Here is a 19,591-nt window from a genome sequence, read left to right on the forward strand (position 1 = left end):
CATGTGGGGAGGGATTTGACCCACCGCGCGGTCCGGCCTAGAGTCCATGACATGCTGGAAGAAATGGGCAACGGCCCCGGGGAAACCCGGCGGCCGTTTTTCATTTTGCATGCGGGCGGAGGAGAGACCCACATGAGGCAATAGACCTATATGGCAATCGACCAGATGATCCCGGACGAAAGACGACGCCTGTCCCGGGCCATCGCGACGCTGGAACACCAGCTAAGCGACCTGGGGCAGGCTTTGATGACATTGAAACGCGATATCGAGGCCGGCCAGATCACGCGGCTGGGAGGCGCCGACCCCCTGGTGGCGGAGATTCGGCAATGGCTGGAGATTGCGTTGGAACTGGAGATGCAGCTTGGAAAATTCAGCAAGACCGAACGGCGGGACGGCGGTGTTCCCGCGCTCAATCTCAACGAGGCCCGATCTCGGATTGGGTGCCGCCTGGATCGCCTCAGAAGGGCGCGATGTCCAGGACGACTTCCTGAATGAGTTGAGCGAGGCAGAGCCAATAGCTCTGCCTTTTTTGTTCGAATTCTGGGCGATGGAGCATCAATTGCCGCCTGAGGGCGATTGGCGAACATGGGTAATCATGGGTGGACGCGGGGCGGGCAAGACCCGGGCCGGGGCGGAATGGGTGCGCGCGCAAGTGGAAGGCGCGCGACCGCAGGACAAGGGGGTGTGTCATCGGCTGGCATTGATCGGCGAGACGGTGGATCAGGTTCGTGAGGTGATGGTGTTTGGTGAAAGCGGCATCCTGGCCTGTTCGCCGCCCGACCGGCGCCCCGAGTGGCAGGCCGGGCGTAAACGTCTGATTTGGCCCAACGGGGCGGTGGCGCATGTGTTTTCCGCGCATGATCCGGAAGGGTTGCGCGGACCACAGTTTGACGGGGCCTGGGTTGATGAGCTGGCCAAGTGGAAGAAGGCGCGCGAGATCTGGGACATGCTGCAATTTGGCTTGCGGTTGGGGGATAATCCACGGGTTTGCGTCACGACAACGCCGCGCAACGTCAGGGTTTTGAAGGACATTTTGAAGATGCCGTCGACGGCAATCACGTCAGCGCCGACCGAGGCCAATGCCGCCAACCTGGCGGCCGGGTTCCTCGATGAGGTCAAGGCACGTTACGCGGGCACGCGGCTGGGGCGGCAGGAATTGGAAGGGGTCTTGCTGGAAGATGTGGAAGGGGCGCTGTGGACGGCCCCGGCATTGGAGTCGGCGCGGGTGGAGGCACCGCCCGAGTTGGACCGGATCGTGGTGGCGGTGGACCCGCCAGTGACGGGCCACGCGGGTAGCGACGAATGTGGGATCGTGGTGGTGGGCGCGGTGACGCGCGGGCCAGTGCAGAACTGGAAGGCCTATGTGCTGGATGATGCCAGCGTCAGCGCGGCGACCCCTGCGACCTGGGCCAAGGCAGCAATTGCGGCAATGGAACAATTCGGCGCCGAGCGTCTGGTGGCCGAGGTGAACCAGGGCGGTGATCTGGTAGAGAGCGTGATCCGGCAGGTTGACCCGCTGGTGCCGCTCAAGAAGGTGCATGCCGCGAGGGGCAAGTCGGCGCGGGCCGAACCGGTGGCGGCACTTTATGAACAGGGACGGGTGCATCACATGCGCGGGCTTGGCGAACTGGAGGACCAGATGTGTGCCATGACGGTGCAGGGATACGAAGGCAAGGGCAGCCCCGACCGGGTGGATGCGCTGGTCTGGGCCTTGACCGATCTGATGATCGAACGAGCTGCAAAATGGCGCCATCCGCAGGTGCGCGCGGTCTAGTTCATTTTTCTTAAAGATTTAAAGCAATGATGCCTCTCGATCCGGACATGATCCCGGAAACGAGATGAGGGCCCGTGTGTAACACATTGGTCAGGCAAGACAAATCGAGGAGAGGCGGATGGCGGTTTTTGATTTCTTCAAGGCGCGTGAGCAACAGGTGCCCGAGCAGAAAGCCAGCGCAACGGGGCGTGTCATGGCTTATCACGGGGCGGGCCGCGTGGCCTGGAGCCCGCGTGATGTGGTGTCGCTGACCCGGACCGGGTTCAACGGTAATCCTGTGGGATTCCGTGCGGTCAAAATGATCGCCGAGGCGGCTGAGGGGATCGGGCTGCGGCCATTGAGCCCATGCCATGTCCGCGTGGAGGCAGAAAGCGACGGAGCGTTGTCAGTCAGCTGGATCAGACGGACACGGATTGGCGGCGATACCTGGGAGGGGATCGAGGTGCCTTTGGGCGAAGAGAGCGAATCCTATGTTGTCCGGGTCGTGAAGGGTGATGCGGTTTTGCGTGAGGTGCTGCTTGGAATGCCGAACTGGTCATATTCCGTCGCAGCGCAGGCCGAGGACGCCATTGCCGGGGGCTACGAAATCCAAGTGGCGCAGGTGTCGGCGCTGTATGGCCCGGGGGCGATTGCAGCGCTTAGTATGAGCGCCTGAGGTCTAGCCCGAGGCACAGGAGATACAACGCGTCACGGCTGGATCGAATGCAAGCCTGCCGGGCGCGATTTCTTCACCGCAATCCTCACAATAGCCGAATTCGTCTTCGTCCATCCGTGTGAGTGCAGCCCGCAGGCATGAGTCTTCGGCATCGCGTCGCGCCTGTGTTGCCCGGGCCATGGCTTGGTTCTGAAGCGCGTCCATCCGTGACAACCGCCCGACGGACTGTTGATCCAGTTCGACCGTTTTCTGACCGTCCTGACCCAAGGTGTTTTCGTTCCTCAACTCGGCCAGGCGGGTCTCGATCAATTGGCGGAAGCGTGAGAGTTCGGCATTATTCAAATCGCTTATCCCCGTGTTCACGGCTTTGCATTTGGTCTAAAGCCCCTATCTAGGGTAGAGTGACCGCCAAAGAGGGTGAATGCAAATGGCTGAAACGCGCAAAAATCTGGCCGAGCTTGATCCGGTCTGGGCCCAACTGGTCGAAGAGGCCGAGAAGGCCGTCAAGGACGAGCCGCTTCTGGGCGGGCTGATTCATTCCAGTGTGCTCTATCATGGCTCGCTTAAACGCGCCTTGTCCTATCGGATTTCGATGAAACTGGCCTCGGGGGACATGCCCGAGCAGTTGATCCGGGAAATCTGTGACGAGGCGCATGATTCCGATCCTTCGCTGGAACTGGCGGCGCGCGCGGATATCGCCGCGGTGTTTGATCGTGATCCTGCGTGCCATCGCTTCCTGCAACCGCTTTTGTTTTTCAAAGGCTTCCAAGCGGTGCAAGCCTATCGCGTGGCGCATTGGCTGTGGAACACAGGGCGCAAGGACCTGGCGTATTTCCTCCAAATGCGTGTGTCCGAGGTATTTAGCATCGACATTCACCCCGCCGCCAAGATCGGCAAGGGGCTGATGATCGACCATGCCCATTCCATTGTGATCGGCGAAACGGCGGTGGTGGGGGACAATGTCTCGCTATTGCATTCGGTTACTTTGGGCGGGACCGGTAAGGAAGACGAAGACCGGCATCCCAAAATTGGGAATGGCGTTCTGATCGGCGCCGGAGCCAAGGTTCTGGGCAATATCAAGGTGGGCAATTGCTCGCGCATTGCAGCTGGTTCGGTAGTGCTGACCGAGGTGCCCGCTCAGAAGACCGTGGCCGGGGTGCCGGCACGGATCGTGGGCGAGGCCGGCTGCGATCAGCCGGCGATCACCATGGACCAAGTTTTGAAGAGTGGCCCTTAAGCCACTGGGATAAAGTGAAGAAGGGCGTTCTTTTGAGCGCCTTTTACGTCGTGAGCGCGTCAAGGATGCGCGCCCAGCTACGCATGCCCTTGTGGAAGCTTTCCATGTTGTATTTCTCGTTCGGTGAATGAATCTGGTCATCGTCGCGGCCAAAGCCGATTAGCATCGAATCCATCCCTAGAAGTTCCTTGAAATATCCGGCAATCGGGATCGATCCGCCGCAGCCGATATAGGCCGCCTTGTCAGGCCATTCGTCTGAGAGAGCGTTCAGAGCTTTTTCAAATGCCGGGTTTTCCACAGACATTTGCGACGCGGCGGATCCCTTTTCGGTACGATAATCCACCGTGAATCCATCCGGCAGCTTGCTTTCAAGGTAGGTGCGGAAGGATTTGCGGATCGCATCCGGGTCCTGCGTGCCGACCAGCCGGAAGCTGAGCTTGGCACTGGCCTCGCTGGGCAGAACGGTCTTGAAACCATCGCCAGTATAGCCGCCCCAAATCCCGTTCACATCACAGGTTGGGCGCGACCAGATCTGTTCCAGCGGTGTGCGGTCCTGCTCGCCCGCCGGTTCTTTCAATCCGACATCGCCGAGAAATGTCTCGTGATCGAAATTCAGACCTTGCCATTGGGCCCTGATCGCGTCGGACAGTTCCGGCACACCATCGTAGAAGCCAGGCAGGGTGATCCGCCCGGTGTCATCCTGAAGCCCGGCCAGGATGTTTGACAAAACTCGAATGGGGTTCATCGCCAGACCGCCATACATGCCCGAATGGAGATCCCGAGACGGGCCGGTGATGGTGAAATCTTCACCCAGAAGCCCGCGTAGCATGGTGGTGATCGCCGGCACCTTGCTCTCAAACAGGCCTGTGTCGCAGATTAAGGCGATGTCAGCGGTCAATTCTTCGGCGTTTTCCTCGAGGAATGGCACAAGGGAAGGGGACCCGGATTCCTCCTCGCCTTCGAAGAGGAAGGTGATGCGGCACGGCAGGCTGCCATGCTCGGCTGTCCACGCCCGGCAGGCCTCGACAAAGGTCATCAACTGCCCCTTGTCATCTGAACTGCCGCGTCCACGGATCACTGTGCCCTGATCGGTCTCTTCCAGCGCGGGGTCAAACGGATCACGGTCCCACAGGTCCAGCGGGTCCACCGGCTGCACATCGTAATGGCCGTAAAACAGCAGGTGCGGCCCGTCGCCTTCGACATGGCCCACCACCATTGGGTGTCCGGCGGTCGGGCGTTTCGAGGCATCTACCCCGAGACTCTGCAGATCCGCCACAAGCCAATCGGCGGCGGCATCGCAATCGGCCTTGTAGGCCGGGTCGGTCGAAACAGATGGGATGCGAAGAAGATCAAAAAGTCGGTTCGTGGCGGCCGACAGATCGGAATCGAGGCGGGAAAGAACGGGGTCAAGTGTCATGGAGGGCTCCGGTTCGGTGTCAGCCGGACTGTATCAGTGGGAATATCGGTGTCCAGCAGACCGTCGCGGAACGGAAAAAGCCGTGAGAATGAAAAAACCTTGATATCGGTCAATTATCCAGGTCGCGGCAAATTGTAACCTGTTCTCAAGGAATCGGCTGGGATATACCAGTCGGAATATGCGAACAGGGCGTGAGGCCCTTTTTTGGTGGGGCCTGACAAACCGCTTGCTAAAAAACATGACTTGAAGGGGATGTCGCGTGGACTATACGGCTCAGTTGGACAAAGCGATCAATCAATTGCACGAAGAAGGTCGTTATCGGACTTTCATTGATATTGAACGCGAAAAAGGCAACTTCCCGCATGCCATGTGGCGGCGTCCGGACGGCAGTGAGCAGCCGATCACCGTTTGGTGCGGCAACGATTACCTTGGCATGGGGCAGCACCCGACGGTGATTGCCGCGATGCACGAAGCCATCGATGCCACTGGCGCCGGTTCGGGCGGGACTCGCAACATTTCCGGCACTACCGTCTATCACAAGCGGCTCGAGGCCGAACTGGCCGATCTGCACGGCAAAGAGGCGGCGTTGATCTTTACCTCTGCCTATATCGCCAATGATGCGACGCTTTCGACCCTGCCCAAACTGTTCCCCGGCCTGATTATCTATTCGGATGCGTTGAACCATGCCTCGATGATCGAAGGGGTGCGCCGCAACGGCGGCAACAAGCGTATCTTCCGTCACAACGATGTTGAACATCTGCGCGAGTTGCTCGAGGCCGACGATCCCGCGGCACCCAAGCTGATAGCCTTTGAATCGGTTTATTCTATGGACGGTGATTTCGGCCCTATCGAGGAAATCTGCGATCTGGCGGATGAGTTCAATGCACTGACCTATATCGACGAAGTTCACGCGGTGGGCATGTATGGCCCGCGCGGGGCAGGAATTGCCGAACGTGACCGCCTGATGCACCGTCTCGACATCATCAATGGCACCCTGGCCAAGGCCTATGGCGTCATGGGCGGCTATATCGCCGCTTCGGCCAAGATGGTGGATGCAATCCGCTCCTATGCTCCTGGCTTCATCTTCTCGACCTCGCTTGCTCCGGCTATTGCGGCGGGTGCTACAGCCAGCGTGAAACACTTGAAATCGGATCAGGCCCTGCGTGAAAAGCACCAGGAGCAGGCAAAGATCCTCAAAACTCGCCTCAAGGGTCTGGGCTTGCCGATCATCGACCACGGTTCGCATATCGTGCCGGTGATTGTGGGCGATCCAGTGCATACCAAGAAGCTCAGCGACATGCTGCTTGAGAACTATGGTATTTATGTTCAACCGATCAATTTCCCGACCGTGCCGCGCGGCACCGAGCGTCTTCGCTTTACCCCATCTCCAGTGCACGGACCCGACGAGATGGACAAGCTGGTCAGGGCCATGGACGAGCTGTGGTCGCATTGTGCGCTGAATCGTGCCGAAATGACCGCCTGATCGGGTGGAGATATCCACAGGCACTTGCTTTATGCTATGGATATGCCATGAGAAATCACGAGTCGCCCTAGGGATGAGGTGCGATTCGGTTTTGAATGGGGCAGGGTGATGATCGGGCGCAAATGCAAGCGCGAAGCGACGACCGAAACCGTTGAACCGAAATGGTTCGACGATTTCGACCTGCGCCTTGGCGATGTGATGCGCGGCGAACGTGCCACGTTGGGCAAATCGCTACTTGATGTTCAGCGTGATCTGCGGATCAAAGCCGCTTATATCGCCGCCATCGAAAACGCCGACCCCTCCGCCTTTGATACACCGGGCTTCATTGCCGGTTATGTACGCTCTTATGCGCGTTATCTGGGCATGGACCCGGATAAGGCCTTTGCTGCTTTCTGTGCAGAAAGCGGGTTCTCGACGGCCCACGGCATGTCAGCCGCTGCTTCGACAATCCGCAAGCCCGAGGATGATATCCGTGGCAGCGGCCTTGGCCGGGCCGAGCAAGACCCGCTGATAAGTGGCGGACTGGGATATGTATCGGCCGCTGATGGTATCCTGTCGCGGATTGATCCGCGCGCCGTCGGCTCGCTGATTGTGCTCTGTGCCCTAATCGGCGCGCTGGGCTTTGGTGGTTGGACAGTCCTGAATGAGGTGCAGCGTGTCCAGGTCGCCCCGGTTGAACATACACCGACCGTTCTGGCCGAACTAGATCCGCTGGCATCCGTTGCCCCTGCACAGCCGGATTCTTCTGCCGCAAGCACAGCTATGGGTGTGTTTTCACCTCCCGCTGATGCGCTGGATCGGCTCTATCGCCCGCAAGCTCTGGACGAGCCGGTGCTGGTGGCGCGTGATGCGCCGATCTCGACGCTCGACCCGTCCTCGATCGGGACCTTTGCACGCGAAGAAGCCACGCCTGCGCCGCAGATGGCCGCAGCGGACTCGGCTCCGGCAACTCCGCAAGTAATTGCCGATCGTCCGCAAGGGGTGACTTTGTTCGCCGTGCGCCCGGCCTGGATAAAGGTTAGTGCTGCGGACGGTACAGTTCTATTCGAGAAAACTCTGGATGCAGGAGAGGAATACGAGGTTCCTGCAGGAGCGCAATCACCGGTTCTGCGCGCTGGAATGTCAGGGTCGATTTATTTCGAGGTGGACGGCGATCTTTACGGTCCGGCCGGGCAGGGCACAAAAACAGTGCGTAACTTGTCTATGGCGCGGGCTGATCTTGTCGAAAACTACCAGCTTGCCGATTTCTCCCAGGATCCAGAGTTGTCGCGGGTTGTTGAGGCATTGGGTCTGCAAACACCGCAAGAGTGACCGGCTGACATTGCAGCGCCTACAAAGGCGGTCTATCTACATCCCGACAACGTGATCAGCCGGAAAGAACCGTCCATGACGCATAACCCCGTCCGCCCGTGGCGCGATATCGAACGTCGTAAAAGCCGCCAGATTTACGTGGGCAACGTTCCGGTTGGGGGCGATGCGCCGATTGCCGTGCAGACTATGACCAACACACCGACTACGGACGTGGCTGCCACCGTGGCGCAGATCCAGGCCGCTGCTGAGGCAGGTGCCGACCTGGTGCGAGTCTCGGTCCCCGACGAGGCCTCGTCCAAGGCGCTGAAGGAGATCGTGGCGGAAAGCCCGGTGCCGATCATTGCTGATATACACTTTCACTATCGCCGCGGCATCGAAGCCGCGGAAGCCGGAGCCGCCTGCCTGCGGATCAACCCCGGCAATATCGGCAGCGAGGACCGGGTGCGTGAGGTGATCGCGGCTGCACGGGACCACAAGTGCTCGATCCGGATCGGGGTCAATGCCGGTAGCCTGGAAAAGCATCTGCTTGATAAATATGGCGAACCTTGCCCGGCGGCGATGGTTGAGAGTGGACTCGACCATATCCGTATCCTGCAGGACCATGATTTCCACGAGTTCAAGATTTCGCTCAAGGCGTCAGATGTTTTCATGACCGCCGCCGCCTATCAGCAACTGGCCGACGCCACCGATGCGCCGCTCCACATCGGTGTGACCGAAGCAGGCGGCTTCGTGTCGGGCACGATCAAGAGCGCCATTGGCCTGGGCAATCTACTATGGTCCGGGATCGGTGACACGCTTCGCGTGTCGTTGTCCGCGGACCCGGTGGAGGAGGTTAAGGTCGGGTTTGAAATCCTCAAATCCCTTGGTCTGCGTCATCGCGGGGTGAACATCATTTCCTGCCCGTCCTGCGCCCGTCAGGGGTTCGATGTGATCAAGACGGTGGAGACACTGGAAAACCGGTTGGCGCATATCCACACGCCAATGAGCCTGTCGATCATCGGCTGCGTGGTGAATGGTCCGGGTGAGGCATTGATGACCGATGTCGGGTTCACCGGCGGCGGGGCTGGCGCAGGCATGGTCTATCTGGCAGGCAAGCAGGATCATAAGCTCGACAACGAAAAGATGGTCGATCACATTGTGGAACTGGTCGAGAACCGGGCCGCCGAAATCGATGCCGCTGGGAAGGCCGGGAGCGAGGCTTGATCACTGGCCGGTGCGGTTCGCGAGATAGCGCTCCAGAACCGACTTCGGCATATGGCCGCGCAGCATCATCTTTGGAAAGACGTAGAAGGGAAGAGTGTCCGCCCCCATGATGCGGGCTAGCTCAGCATGGGTGTCTGTGTCCAGAAAACCAACGCGGAAATTGTACTGCGAAGACAAAGCTTCAAGCTCTCGCTTGGCGCGATTACAGTGGGCGCAACCGGGGCCAATGAATAGCGCGATGCGTTGCTCTGCGTTCTCAGGGCCGATACCCGGCAGGGTAGCGTCGAACAGGGTGCCTGACCATCTTCGGATCAGCTCCAGATCGCTGGCAATGTCGTCTTCATAGAGCGAGGGCGTCGGTTCGTGACGCTCCAGCAGTTCCGGAACAGAGGACAGTACCGCGCGAATCTCGGCGTGGAAAATTGCCCGCTCCACGTCTGTCAGTTTGGTGAAATCGGTATCTGCCCCGGCCGCCTTGGCATGGATCGCGCCACAAATAGCCAAGGCTGCAAGTGTTGCGCTTGGCCTCACTGGTTCCGAACGTCGGCAACTAGACCCTGCATGCTTGCCAGCGGCAAGTAGCCACGCAACAGCTGGTCTCCGATCACGAATGTCGGGGTGCCGTTGATCTGCATCTGCTGACCTAGGGAACGGTTGGCGGTGATGACCATGTTGACTTCGTCCGAATCCATCCGCGCGATCACCTCGTCGGCGTCCAGGCCGAGCGTGTTGGCGAGGCGGTGCAGCACAGGTGTCTCGGGCTTGCCCTTGAGTTTGATCAACGCCTCGGAGGCGGACTTGTAGGCGTCGTCCCCGGCAATTTGGCGCACGGCGATGGCGAATTGCGACGATCGGACGCTGTCTTCGCCCAGAATCGGGAATTCCTTGACGATGATGCGGATATTGCCGTCCTGGGAAATCAGCGCGGCGACCTCGTCATGGGCCTTGCGGCAATAGCCACAGCGGTAATCGACAAACTCGACCATGGTGATGTCGCCATTTAGGTTGCCCCCGGCCCAACTGTCCGGGTCATTGAAAAGGGCCTGACCGTGGGCGGCCACAAGCGTCTTGTCGTCAATCGCCTGCTGGGCGGCATCGCGCTGCTCCAATACGGCAACCGCTTCCATGATGACTTCGGGGTTATCGAGCAGATAGGCTCGAATCTCGGCGCGGAACGCCGCCCGTTCGGCATCTGTCATATCATTGAGGTCAAAGCTCTGTGCCGGACCGGCAAAAGCCAGTCCCAAGGCAAGAGCGGCGGCAAAATGGCGTTTCATTTCAAGCGTCTCCATTCATTTCTTTTGCGCGGCTTCTGAGGCTAAGAGCACATCCTGGGCCCTTTGCCAACCGGTGGAACCGCGCGGCAAAATGCCCGCGGCGCGTTTGGCGTGAATGCCCGCATCCTTCATCCTACCCTGAAGTGCGTAGCGCTCGGCAGTGACAAGCGATGCCATACCGGGGTTCTTCAGCTTGGCATAGGATTGCGCCAAGTCGCGCAAGACCCGGGCGTCACGACCGTCACGGGCGCGCGACTTTTCCAGCATAGGCAGAGCAGCCTTGGCGTTTCCGCTGACCAAAAGTGCGTGACCATAGCTGCCCAGAATAAGAGCGTCCTTGGGGGCAAGAGATATGGCTGTTTTGTAAGCCTTCAGCGCTCGGCCCACGTTGCGACTTTCAAGCAAAATCTGGCCATGAAGCTCATGGTAGAACGGATCACGCGGCCTGAGCGACAGAAGCTGTTGCATTGTCTTGAGCGCCTTGGCGGTATTGCTGTCGCGGTGATATGAGACGGCAAGGCGCATCAGTCGGATATCCTGGCCCGCGCTTTCGGCCGCGCGCTTGCGGGTCCATTTCGGAGCGCGTTGAAATGCGGAAAGTTTGCCTTGTGCGCGCGAAAACCAATAGTCCATGTTCGGGTTCGCTTTGGTTCTGCCTTCGTAGGCTTCGGCAATCGCCTTGATGTGACGCAAGCGGTCACGTGATAACGGGTGGGTTCGGGCATAGGGATCTTGCCGTGCCGCCGAAACCAGTTCCTGACCCGAGAATATCTGCATCAGGCGCACGGCGCCCTGAGGGTCGACACCACCTCGTACCATGAACCGAAGCGCGGATTGGTCTGCCGAGCTTTCTTCGGCCCGGGTGTGCCCCATGAAGGCGCGGCTTGCTGAACTGGCGATACCGATGCCGAGCGCGCCTGCGGCGCTGGAGTCGGCGCCTCCGGCGATCGCGGCGGCTGCCAGGGCCATGCCGATTCCAGCAACGGTCTTGGCACTGCGAGCATTCACCATGCGACGCGCAATGTGACCATTGGCGATATGAGCCGCCTCATGGGCGATAACAGCCTGCAATTCGGCGGCGGTCTTGACCTTGGTCACCAGGCCCGAGTGCAGGAATATGTGACGGCTGTCGATGACGAAGGCATTCAAGGTACGATCATCGATTATCAGTATCTTGACCCTTGACGGTGACAGACCGGCGGCAGTCAGCACCGGTTTCGCCAGTTGTTTTAGCGCATGTTCGATATCAGGGTCGCGCAGCAATGTGACGGCCTGCGCGGGCAGGGTGGTAACCGTGAAAAAAGCCACGGTGACGAGAAGGCTGAGAACACGCTGCATTGACGGCAGGCTCCGATCCCTGTGTAAAGCCTTAGAAACAGGCCAGTGGGCATTGATAGGAACAAATTCATGCGGAACTCAAGGCGCGGCGCGGTTGATCCCTTTATTGTGATGGATGTCATGGAAGCTGCCCGCAAAGCCGAAGAGGCCGGGCACCACGTCATCCACATGGAGGTGGGCCAGCCCAGTACACCGGCCCCAGAGGGCGCACGTTCAGCATTGTCGCGAGCAATGGAGGCGGAATCTCTTGGTTATTCCGTGGCGCTGGGCCTGCCAGAATTGCGGTCGCGGATCGCCAAGTCCTATGGAGAACGGCACAATGTTGATCTGAACCCCGAGCGGGTCATCGTCACGCCGGGCTCGTCCGGGGCCTTCATCCTGGCCTTTACCGCGCTGTTTGATGCCGGGGACCGGGTGGGCATAGGTGAGCCGGGATACCCGTCCTATCGGCAGATTCTCCGGGCGCTTGATATCGAACCGGTCGGTATTGCGACCCGGGCGGAAAACCGCCTGCAACCGGTACCGAAGGATATCGAGGGGCTCGATCTGCAGGGGCTGATGGTGGCCTCACCTGCGAATCCATCCGGTACGATGCTGGATCGCGCGGCCATGACGGGCCTGATCGAGGCCTGTCACGCGAAAGGCGCGGCCTTCATCAGTGACGAGATTTACCACGGTATCGAATACGAAAAAAAGGCCGTGACCGCGCTGGAAATCACTGACGAGACCTATGTGATCAACTCATTCTCGAAGTATTACTCGATGACAGGCTGGCGCGTGGGCTGGATGGTGGTGCCCGAGGATCACGTCAGGTTGATCGAGCGGCTGGCCCAGAACATGTTCATCTGTGCGCCGCACGCCTCGCAGGTGGCGGCACTTGCGGCGATGGACTGTGACGAGGAACTTCAGCGGAACCTTGATGTCTATCGCGAAAATCGTGCCTTGATGTTAGAAGGCCTGCCCAAGGCCGGGTTTGACAAGATCGCGCCACCAGATGGGGCGTTCTATGTCTATGCAGATGTGTCAGACATCACCGACGACAGTTTAGGATTTGCCGCCGAAATTCTGGAAAAAGCCGGGGTCGCGGTCACACCAGGACTGGATTTCGACCCGGAACGTGGCGGCGGTACGTTGCGGTTTTCTTATGCCCGCGCAACCGAGGATATCCGCGAAGGGCTGAGAAGGTTGAAGGGCTTCATGGCGTTACGCGGATGATTTCCGCTGGTTGGCACGGGGTTGATTTTCAATCCAGTGTTGATCGGATAAAGTGGTGCAAACAGCCTGTATGGCGAGGATATGAGCGGATTAATCAGGATCGTTTCGGCACTTGCCCTGTGCCTGTGGGCTACCTTTGTGGGGGCGCAAGGGTTTTCGGGATTGGCCAAGGTCGACCCGACACACAGTCGGATCGAGGATCAGCGTGGTGGGGCCGTGTTGCGCCTGGGGCTAAGTCAGGGCGTGCCGCACCGGGTGTTCACCCTTGGTGAGCCGGATCGGCTGATCCTTGATTTCGCCGAAGTGGACTGGACCGGTCTGGATGCCGAGGCATTGGCTGCGGCCGAAGGGGTTGTCGAGGTGCGTTTTGGCGGATTCCGCCCGGGTTGGTCACGAATGGTGATCGACCTTGCCCGCCCAATGGTCATCGATACGGTAGACCTGCGGGTTGACGATGAAACGGGCAAAGCCAAATTCGAGCTGTTCCTCGCCCGCGCCACGGCCGACGAGTTCAAGGCGGCCTCGTCGCCACCGTTGATGCCCGATTGGGCCGGGCCGCCAACGGTGACCTATGTCCCGCGCGAGGATGACGACCGTCTGCGGGTTCTGATCGACCCGGGTCATGGGGGGATCGATCCCGGCGCAGAACGGAACGGTGAGCAAGAAAAGAACCTGATGCTGCTTTTTGCCTTCGATCTGCGCGACGCCCTTCTCCGGGTTGACGGTATCGATGTGATGTTGACCCGCGAGGATGATAGCTTTGTCTCGCTTGAAAGGCGGGTTGCGATTGCCCATCAGGCAGGCGCTGACATCTTCCTGTCTCTGCACGCCGACACTCTGAGCGAGGGGCGTGCCCACGGCGCAGCCATCTACACGCTCGACAAGGAGGCCAGCGATGAGGCCAGTGCGTTGCTGGCCGAGCGCCACAACCGGGCCGACATGCTGGCCGGGGTCGATCTCACCGGCAGTGATGACGTTATTGCCGATATCCTGTTTGACCTGGCGCGGCTTGAGACGCGCCCCAGAACCTTGGCGCTTGCCAAAGCGATGGTGGAAGGTCTGGATGCTGCGGAAGTTCCACTCAACCGCCGACCGCATCGCACCGCAGCGTTTTCGGTGTTGAAGGCGGCTGACATCCCGTCGGTTTTGCTCGAGATCGGGTTCATTTCCAGTGATCGCGATCTCAAGAATTTGACCGACCCGCTGTGGCGGAGGCGCGCGGCCGAGGCACTGCGTGATGCGATTCAGGCCTGGATCATATCAGATCAGGCCGCCCGCGATCTGGTGCGACAGTGAAAAGAAGCTGTGGATGGCGGAATCCAGCCAATACTGCGCGGGTTTGTGTTTTGACGGCAGGGGTTACGATACCTATATAAGCGACAGAAGCGGCAGGGGACGCGCGTGATCCGATTCATCCTTTCATCCTTGGGCGGTCTTTTCAGCATGGTGACGCTGGGGTTGATGATGATTGCCCTGGCGATTGGCGCAGTGTTCTGGGTCTATGGTCGCGATCTGCCCAGCCACGAGAGCCTTGCGCAGTACACCCCGCCGACGATCAGCCGGATTTACTCCGGCGAGGGTCGGATCATCGATGAATTTGCCCGTGAGCGACGTCTGTTCGTACCGGCCGAGGATATTCCCGACCTGGTCAAACAGGCCTTCATCAGCGCCGAAGACAAGAATTTCTACAGCCATGGCGGCTATGACATGCGCGGCATCCTCTCGGCCATACTCGAGGCGGTGCGTTCGCGCGGGGGCAACGTGCGCGGGGCCTCGACAATCACCCAGCAGGTGATGAAGAACTTCCTTCTTTCCGGTGACCGCCGGATCGAGCGCAAGATCAAGGAAATCATCCTGGCCACACGGCTTGAGGAAACCCTGAGCAAGGACCAGATTCTTGAGCTTTACATGAACGAGATTTTCCTCGGTCAGAATTCCTATGGCGTGGCCGCTGCGGCGCAGACCTATTTCAACAAGACCCTCTCGGAACTGGCCCCGCACGAGGCGGCAACGCTGGCCTCGCTGCCCAAGGCGCCGTCGCAATTCCATCCGGTTCGCAAGAAAGAACGCCTGATGTCACGGCGTAATTTCGTACTGAAGGAGATGATGGAGAACGGGTATATCACCCAGACGGTTTATCAGGCCGAGCGTGAATTGCCGCTGAAGACGGTGCAGAACGGTGATTATGAGAGCTTCAAAACGGCCCTGCCGCCGCGCGATTATTTCACCGATGAAATCCGCCGTCAGCTGAGCCGGAATTTCGGTGAGGAAGAGTTCTTTTCCGGCGGGATGAGCGTGCGCGCCACCATCGATCCCGAGATGCAGAAACTCGCGGCGGCTTCGTTGCAGCGTCAACTGGAGCAATACGACCGTGGCACGGGCCTCTGGCTTGGCACTGGTAAGACCATTCCGAGTGATCAATTGGACAATTGGCGAGAGGCGCTGGCCGAGGTTAAGGTGTCGCGCGACATTGCGCTGGAATCGCAGTGGTTCCCTGCAGTCGTGCTGTCGGTCGGGGATCAACAGCTTGGTCTTGGTATCGAAGGCTGGCAGGAGGGCGAGCCAGAGCCGGTGGTGCCGCGCAAGGACATCGCCTGGATGAAGGGTAGTTTCCACGACAACTTCAAACCAGGTGACGTGGTCCATGTACGCCACATGACGTCGGGTAAAAACGGTGAGGGTGACTTCATCCGCTGGACCCTGCGGCAGGTGCCCGAGGTACAAGGCGGCTTTGTGGCCATGGACGTCAATTCGGGCCGCGTGATCGCGATGCAGGGTGGGTTTTCGTATCAGAACTCGGTCTTCAACCGAGCGACCCAGGCGCGGCGGCAACCCGGTTCGTCCTTCAAACCCTTCGTCTATGCCTCAGCGCTGGACAGCGGCTATACACCCGCGACGATCGTCGTGGACGCCCCGATCGAGATCAACACACCGCAAGGGGTCTGGCGTCCTAAAAACGCTTCGCACCAATTCTATGGCCCGACCCCTTTGCGCACGGGGATCGAGAAGTCGCGGAACCTGATGACCATCCGTTTGGCGGAAGAGGTTGGCATGGATGTTGTCGCCGATTACGCCGAACGCTTTGGCGTTTACGAACGTATGGGACAGTTCCTGGCCAACGCGTTGGGTTCGGAGGAAACCACGCTCTTCAAGATGGTTGCGGCCTATGCTATGTTTGCCAATGGTGGCCAACGGGTAGAACCCACTTTGGTCGACCGGGTGCAAAACCGCTATGGCAAGACAGTATACCGCCATGACAACCGGGAATGCCCGAATTGTGACAACCCGACGATCCCGCGCGATAGGAGCCCGGACATCACCTCGGACCGAGAGCGGGTCATGAACGCGGTCACGGCGTACCAGCTGACCTCGATGATGCAGGGCGTTGTCGACCGTGGCACAGCGGCGAAATCGGTCAATCTGCCGGTGCCTGTGGCGGGCAAAACCGGCACCACCAACGACGCCAAGGACGTGTGGTTCATCGGCTTTACTTCGAACATCGTAGCAGGTTGCTATATCGGCTATGACACGCCGAAATCGATGGGGCGGGGAGCTTCGGGCGGCGGTATGTGCGGCCCGGTGTTTCAACGCTTCATGTCAAAGGCGACCAAGAAATACGGCGGTGGCAAATTCCGCGTGCCCGAAGAGTGCATGTTCTTGAAGATCGACCGTTTCAGCGGTGCGCGGCTTGGTGATGATGCCGGTGGTGCAAACGTTGTTTCGGAGTGTTTCCGCGAAGGCGAAGAGCCGATTTTTGGTATCACCTTTGACGGCGGCTTTGCCATGGGCTCGAACCTTCCGCTGTTCCAGGAGGCAACCGATGGTGGTAAACAGGTTACCACTTCGACCGGTAAGAAGGCCGTGGTCGGTCCCAAGGCAAGTTTCGGCACGCTGAGTTCCGGCGGGCTCTACTGATCAGGTTCGAGAAGGTGGGTTGGAGCCCACCCTACGGCTTGCCGCTGCGGCGTGGCTGGTTTATCACCCGGGTTCAACCCGAAAAGCCGGAAAGACGACCATGCGCGCCGAAACCCAAAACTCTGTTGACGAGATCGAGAAATCCCTGGGCCTTCTGCAACAGCGGATGGATTGGGAAACCGTTGAACATCGGTTGGAGGAATTCAACGCTCGTGTTGAGGACCCAACCCTGTGGGACGATCCGAAAAACGCGCAAAAGTTGATGCGCGAGCGGCAGATGCTGGTCGACGCGCTTGAGACCTATAAATCTATTCGCCGGGATCTTGATGACAATGTTGAGCTCATTGAACTGGGTGAGATGGAAGAGGACGAAGAGGTCGTGGCTGAAGCCGTGGCAGCGATCAAGGCGCTGGCGATCAGGGCTGCCGAGAAGGAGCTCGAAGCGCTTCTGGACGGTGAGGCTGACGCCAACGACACGTTCCTTGAAATCAACTCGGGTGCGGGTGGCACGGAAAGCTGCGACTGGGCTTCGATGCTGGCAAGGATGTATGTCCGCTGGGCCGAGAAGAAGGGTTACAAGGTCGAGTTGCAATCGACATCGCCCGGAGAGGAGGCGGGCATAAAGTCCGCGACGTACAAGATCTCCGGTCACAATGCTTATGGGTGGCTGAAATCGGAAAGCGGCGTGCACCGGCTGGTGCGGATTTCACCCTTTGACAGTGCCGCCAAGCGTCATACCAGCTTTACGTCGGTCAAGGTTTATCCGGTGGTAGACGACAATATCGAGATCGAGGTCAATCCGGCCGATATCCGCATCGACACCTACCGGTCGTCCGGCGCTGGCGGGCAACACGTCAACACCACCGACTCGGCGGTGCGCATCACTCACCACCCCACGGGTATCGTGGTGACCAGTTCGGAAAAGTCCCAGCACCAGAACCGCGACATAGCCATGAAAGCGCTGAAATCGCGGCTCTATCAGATGGAATTAGACAAGCGTTCGGCGTTGGTGAACGACATCCATGAAAGCGCAGGCGATGCCGGCTGGGGCAATCAGATCCGCTCATATGTTCTGCAGCCCTACCAGATGGTCAAGGACCTGCGTACCAACCACGAAACCTCGGACACCAAGGGGGTTCTCGACGGTGATCTGGACGGGTTCATGGCGGCGACGTTGGCCTTGAACGTGAGCGGCAAGAGCCGGGCCGAAGCACAGGGCGACGAATGATCAAATCTATCTTGCATTGGGTGTTGGGGAGAATAGCCTGAGCGAGACGTGCGGGGAGGGAGCAATGAGCGATTTTCTAGAAAAAGAGGCGTTGGACCAAAGCGCGGCGTTGGAAGCGGGCGAGATCAGCGTCGAAGAGCTGATGAAGCTGACGCTGGATCGGATCGAGGCGGTAAACGGGGACGTCAACGCCGTCGTCGCTCTGCGCGACCGAGACGAGCTGTTGGCCGAGGCTCGCGCCGCCGATGCCGCCCCCCGTAAAGGTTGGATGCATGGCCTGCCCATCGCAGTCAAGGACCTGGCCAATGTCAAAGGCCTTCCAACGACGCTGGGCGTGCCCGCGCTGGCAAATGCGATTGCGGAAGAAGATGAGATCATGGTGGCACGGATGCGCGCCGCCGGTGCGATCTTCATCGGCAAGACCAACGTGCCGCAACTGGGCCTTGGGTCGCATTCCTTCAATGAACTTTATGGCACCACCCGCAACCCCTATGATTTGTCGGTTTCCGCAGGTGGGTCTTCGGGGGGCGCAGCTGCGGCACTGGCTGCGCGTATGGTCTCTATCGCCGACGGATCCGACATGATGGGCAGCCTGCGCAATCCGGCGGCCTGGAACAACGTCTACGGCCTCCGCCCCTCTTGGGCGCGCGTGCCAAGCGAACCTAAGGGCGAAATGTTCCTGCATCAATTGGCAACCCTTGGCCCGATGGCGCGTAGTCCGCGGGATGTAGCTGCGCTTTTGGACGTGCAATCGGGTCCTGACAAACGCCAGCCGCATGGTTGTAGCTATGATGCCGTGTCGCCGCTGATCGGTGCACCCGTCAATGGCATGCGGGTCGGTTGGCTGCGGGATTGGGGCGGGGCCTATCCAATGGAGGAAGATCTCCTCGACACCAGCGAGGCGGCGCTGAATATCTTTGACGATCTTGGCATTGAAGTCGAACTTGTCGATCCTCCGTTTGATGCGGCGCTCATCTGGGATTCCTGGATCAAGCTGCGCTCGTGGGCGGTCTCGGGCAGCGCGGATGTGCTTTATGCTTCGCCTGCGATGCGGGACGAGCTCAAACCGGAATCGATCTGGGAAATCGAGCGCGGCTTGAGCCTGTCGGCCAAGGACGTACATCAGGCCAGCCTGATCCGCTCGCAGTGGTTCACCCGCGTGAATGAGCTTTTTGCTACCTACGACGCGCTTTTGCTGCCTACAACGCAGGTCTGGCCTTTTGCCCAGGAGAAGCGCTTCCCGGAAGAGGTCGCAGGCCGCAAGATGGACACGTATCACCGCTGGATGGAAGTCGTGATTCCGGTCAGCCTGCTTGGGTTGCCGTGTCTTAGCGTGCCCGCCGGGTTTGGCCCCAATGGCCTGCCTGCCGGGCTTCAGGTTTTCGGCCCGCGCGGTAGCGACAGCAAGATGCTGCAGATCGGCCAGGCTTGGCACGAAGCCACCGATTTCGCTGCAAGGCGACCATCGATCCTTCACGACGCTTGAATTGTTAGCGAAAACACTGTCTCATTCCTAAAAAACAGTATTCTAGGGAGGA

The 19,591-nt window shown here is 59.4% G+C and carries 16 protein-coding genes and 1 pseudogene; 12 read left to right on the top strand and 5 right to left on the bottom strand.

Annotated elements, in window-relative coordinates; genetic code table 11:
- The first annotated feature begins 150 nt into the window (after nt 1-150).
- From RXV86_RS03470 to RXV86_RS03480, 3 genes and pseudogenes are all read left to right on the top strand, one after another.
- Nucleotides 151-495 (top strand): hypothetical protein, encoded by a 345-nt coding sequence (locus tag RXV86_RS03470; RefSeq protein WP_316297492.1) that lies wholly within the window; start codon nt 151-153, stop codon nt 493-495.
- A gap of 19 nt (nt 496-514) precedes the next feature.
- Complete coding sequence (locus RXV86_RS03475; RefSeq protein WP_316298436.1) at nt 515-1,774, top strand: terminase family protein; 1,260 nt, start codon at nt 515-517, stop codon at nt 1,772-1,774.
- 118 nt (nt 1,775-1,892) lie between these two features.
- Nucleotides 1,893-2,090: pseudogene (locus RXV86_RS03480) on the top strand (phage portal protein); the annotation flags it as partial.
- 342 nt (nt 2,091-2,432) lie between these two features.
- On the opposite strand, the gene RXV86_RS03485 reads toward RXV86_RS03480, so the two are convergent.
- A complete protein-coding gene (locus RXV86_RS03485; protein WP_316297493.1) occupies nt 2,433-2,771 on the bottom strand; it encodes a TraR/DksA C4-type zinc finger protein in 339 nt (112 codons plus the stop codon).
- A gap of 85 nt (nt 2,772-2,856) precedes the next feature.
- On the opposite strand from RXV86_RS03485, the gene cysE reads away from it, so the two are divergent.
- Nucleotides 2,857-3,666: a serine O-acetyltransferase gene (gene cysE / locus RXV86_RS03490; RefSeq protein WP_316297495.1), complete on the top strand. Its 810-nt coding sequence runs from the start codon at nt 2,857-2,859 to the stop codon at nt 3,664-3,666.
- A gap of 43 nt (nt 3,667-3,709) precedes the next feature.
- Here the strand turns inward: cysE and RXV86_RS03495 are convergent, their stop codons facing one another.
- Complete coding sequence (locus RXV86_RS03495) at nt 3,710-5,083, bottom strand: M20/M25/M40 family metallo-hydrolase (protein ID WP_316297496.1); 1,374 nt, start codon at nt 5,081-5,083, stop codon at nt 3,710-3,712.
- A 259-nt stretch (nt 5,084-5,342) separates the two neighbouring features.
- Between RXV86_RS03495 and hemA the strand changes: the two genes are divergently transcribed.
- The 3 genes from hemA to ispG all read left to right on the top strand — a co-directional run bounded on the left by hemA (nt 5,343) and on the right by ispG (nt 9,080).
- Nucleotides 5,343-6,566 carry a 5-aminolevulinate synthase gene (hemA, locus tag RXV86_RS03500; RefSeq protein WP_316297498.1) on the top strand — a complete coding sequence of 408 codons (1,224 nt, stop codon included), beginning with the start codon at nt 5,343-5,345 and terminating at the stop codon, nt 6,564-6,566.
- Nucleotides 6,567-6,644: 78 nt separating this feature from the next.
- Nucleotides 6,645-7,877 carry a RodZ domain-containing protein gene (locus RXV86_RS03505; protein WP_316297499.1) on the top strand — a complete coding sequence of 411 codons (1,233 nt, stop codon included), beginning with the start codon at nt 6,645-6,647 and terminating at the stop codon, nt 7,875-7,877.
- 75 nt (nt 7,878-7,952) lie between these two features.
- Nucleotides 7,953-9,080: a flavodoxin-dependent (E)-4-hydroxy-3-methylbut-2-enyl-diphosphate synthase gene (gene ispG, locus RXV86_RS03510; RefSeq protein WP_316297501.1), complete on the top strand. Its 1,128-nt coding sequence runs from the start codon at nt 7,953-7,955 to the stop codon at nt 9,078-9,080.
- Here the strand turns inward: ispG and RXV86_RS03515 are convergent, their stop codons facing one another.
- Genes RXV86_RS03515 through RXV86_RS03525 form a run of 3 tightly spaced genes read right to left on the bottom strand, consistent with a single transcriptional unit; the run spans nt 9,081 to nt 11,695 of the window.
- The gene (locus RXV86_RS03515; protein ID WP_316297502.1) at nt 9,081-9,584 is read right to left on the bottom strand and encodes a thioredoxin family protein; all 504 of its coding nucleotides are present in this window, start codon (nt 9,582-9,584) and stop codon (nt 9,081-9,083) included.
- Between the two features lie 23 nt (nt 9,585-9,607).
- A complete protein-coding gene (locus RXV86_RS03520) occupies nt 9,608-10,357 on the bottom strand; it encodes a DsbA family protein (RefSeq protein WP_316297503.1) in 750 nt (249 codons plus the stop codon).
- A gap of 15 nt (nt 10,358-10,372) precedes the next feature.
- Nucleotides 10,373-11,695 (bottom strand): M48 family metalloprotease, encoded by a 1,323-nt coding sequence (locus RXV86_RS03525; RefSeq protein WP_316297505.1) that lies wholly within the window; start codon nt 11,693-11,695, stop codon nt 10,373-10,375.
- A gap of 69 nt (nt 11,696-11,764) precedes the next feature.
- Here RXV86_RS03525 and RXV86_RS03530 point away from each other — a divergent pair, with 69 nt between their 5' ends.
- From RXV86_RS03530 to RXV86_RS03550, 5 genes are all read left to right on the top strand, one after another.
- Nucleotides 11,765-12,910 carry an aminotransferase class I/II-fold pyridoxal phosphate-dependent enzyme gene (locus RXV86_RS03530; RefSeq protein ID WP_316297507.1) on the top strand — a complete coding sequence of 382 codons (1,146 nt, stop codon included), beginning with the start codon at nt 11,765-11,767 and terminating at the stop codon, nt 12,908-12,910.
- Between the two features lie 81 nt (nt 12,911-12,991).
- Nucleotides 12,992-14,206 carry an N-acetylmuramoyl-L-alanine amidase gene (locus RXV86_RS03535; RefSeq protein ID WP_316297508.1) on the top strand — a complete coding sequence of 405 codons (1,215 nt, stop codon included), beginning with the start codon at nt 12,992-12,994 and terminating at the stop codon, nt 14,204-14,206.
- A 105-nt stretch (nt 14,207-14,311) separates the two neighbouring features.
- Nucleotides 14,312-16,825, top strand: a complete 2,514-nt coding sequence (locus tag RXV86_RS03540) for a PBP1A family penicillin-binding protein (protein WP_316297509.1) — start codon at nt 14,312-14,314, stop codon at nt 16,823-16,825.
- Nucleotides 16,826-16,925: 100 nt separating this feature from the next.
- Nucleotides 16,926-18,053, top strand: coding sequence for a peptide chain release factor 2 (gene prfB, locus RXV86_RS03545; RefSeq protein ID WP_316297510.1), 1,128 nt, complete (start codon nt 16,926-16,928; stop codon nt 18,051-18,053).
- 64 nt (nt 18,054-18,117) lie between these two features.
- The gene (locus RXV86_RS03550) at nt 18,118-19,539 is read left to right on the top strand and encodes an amidase (RefSeq protein ID WP_316297511.1); all 1,422 of its coding nucleotides are present in this window, start codon (nt 18,118-18,120) and stop codon (nt 19,537-19,539) included.
- Nucleotides 19,540-19,591: the final 52 nt, after the last annotated feature.

Source organism: Aliisedimentitalea sp. MJ-SS2, from assembly GCF_032586155.1.
In the GTDB taxonomy this organism is placed as follows: Bacteria; Pseudomonadota; Alphaproteobacteria; order Rhodobacterales; family Rhodobacteraceae; genus JAWHTC01.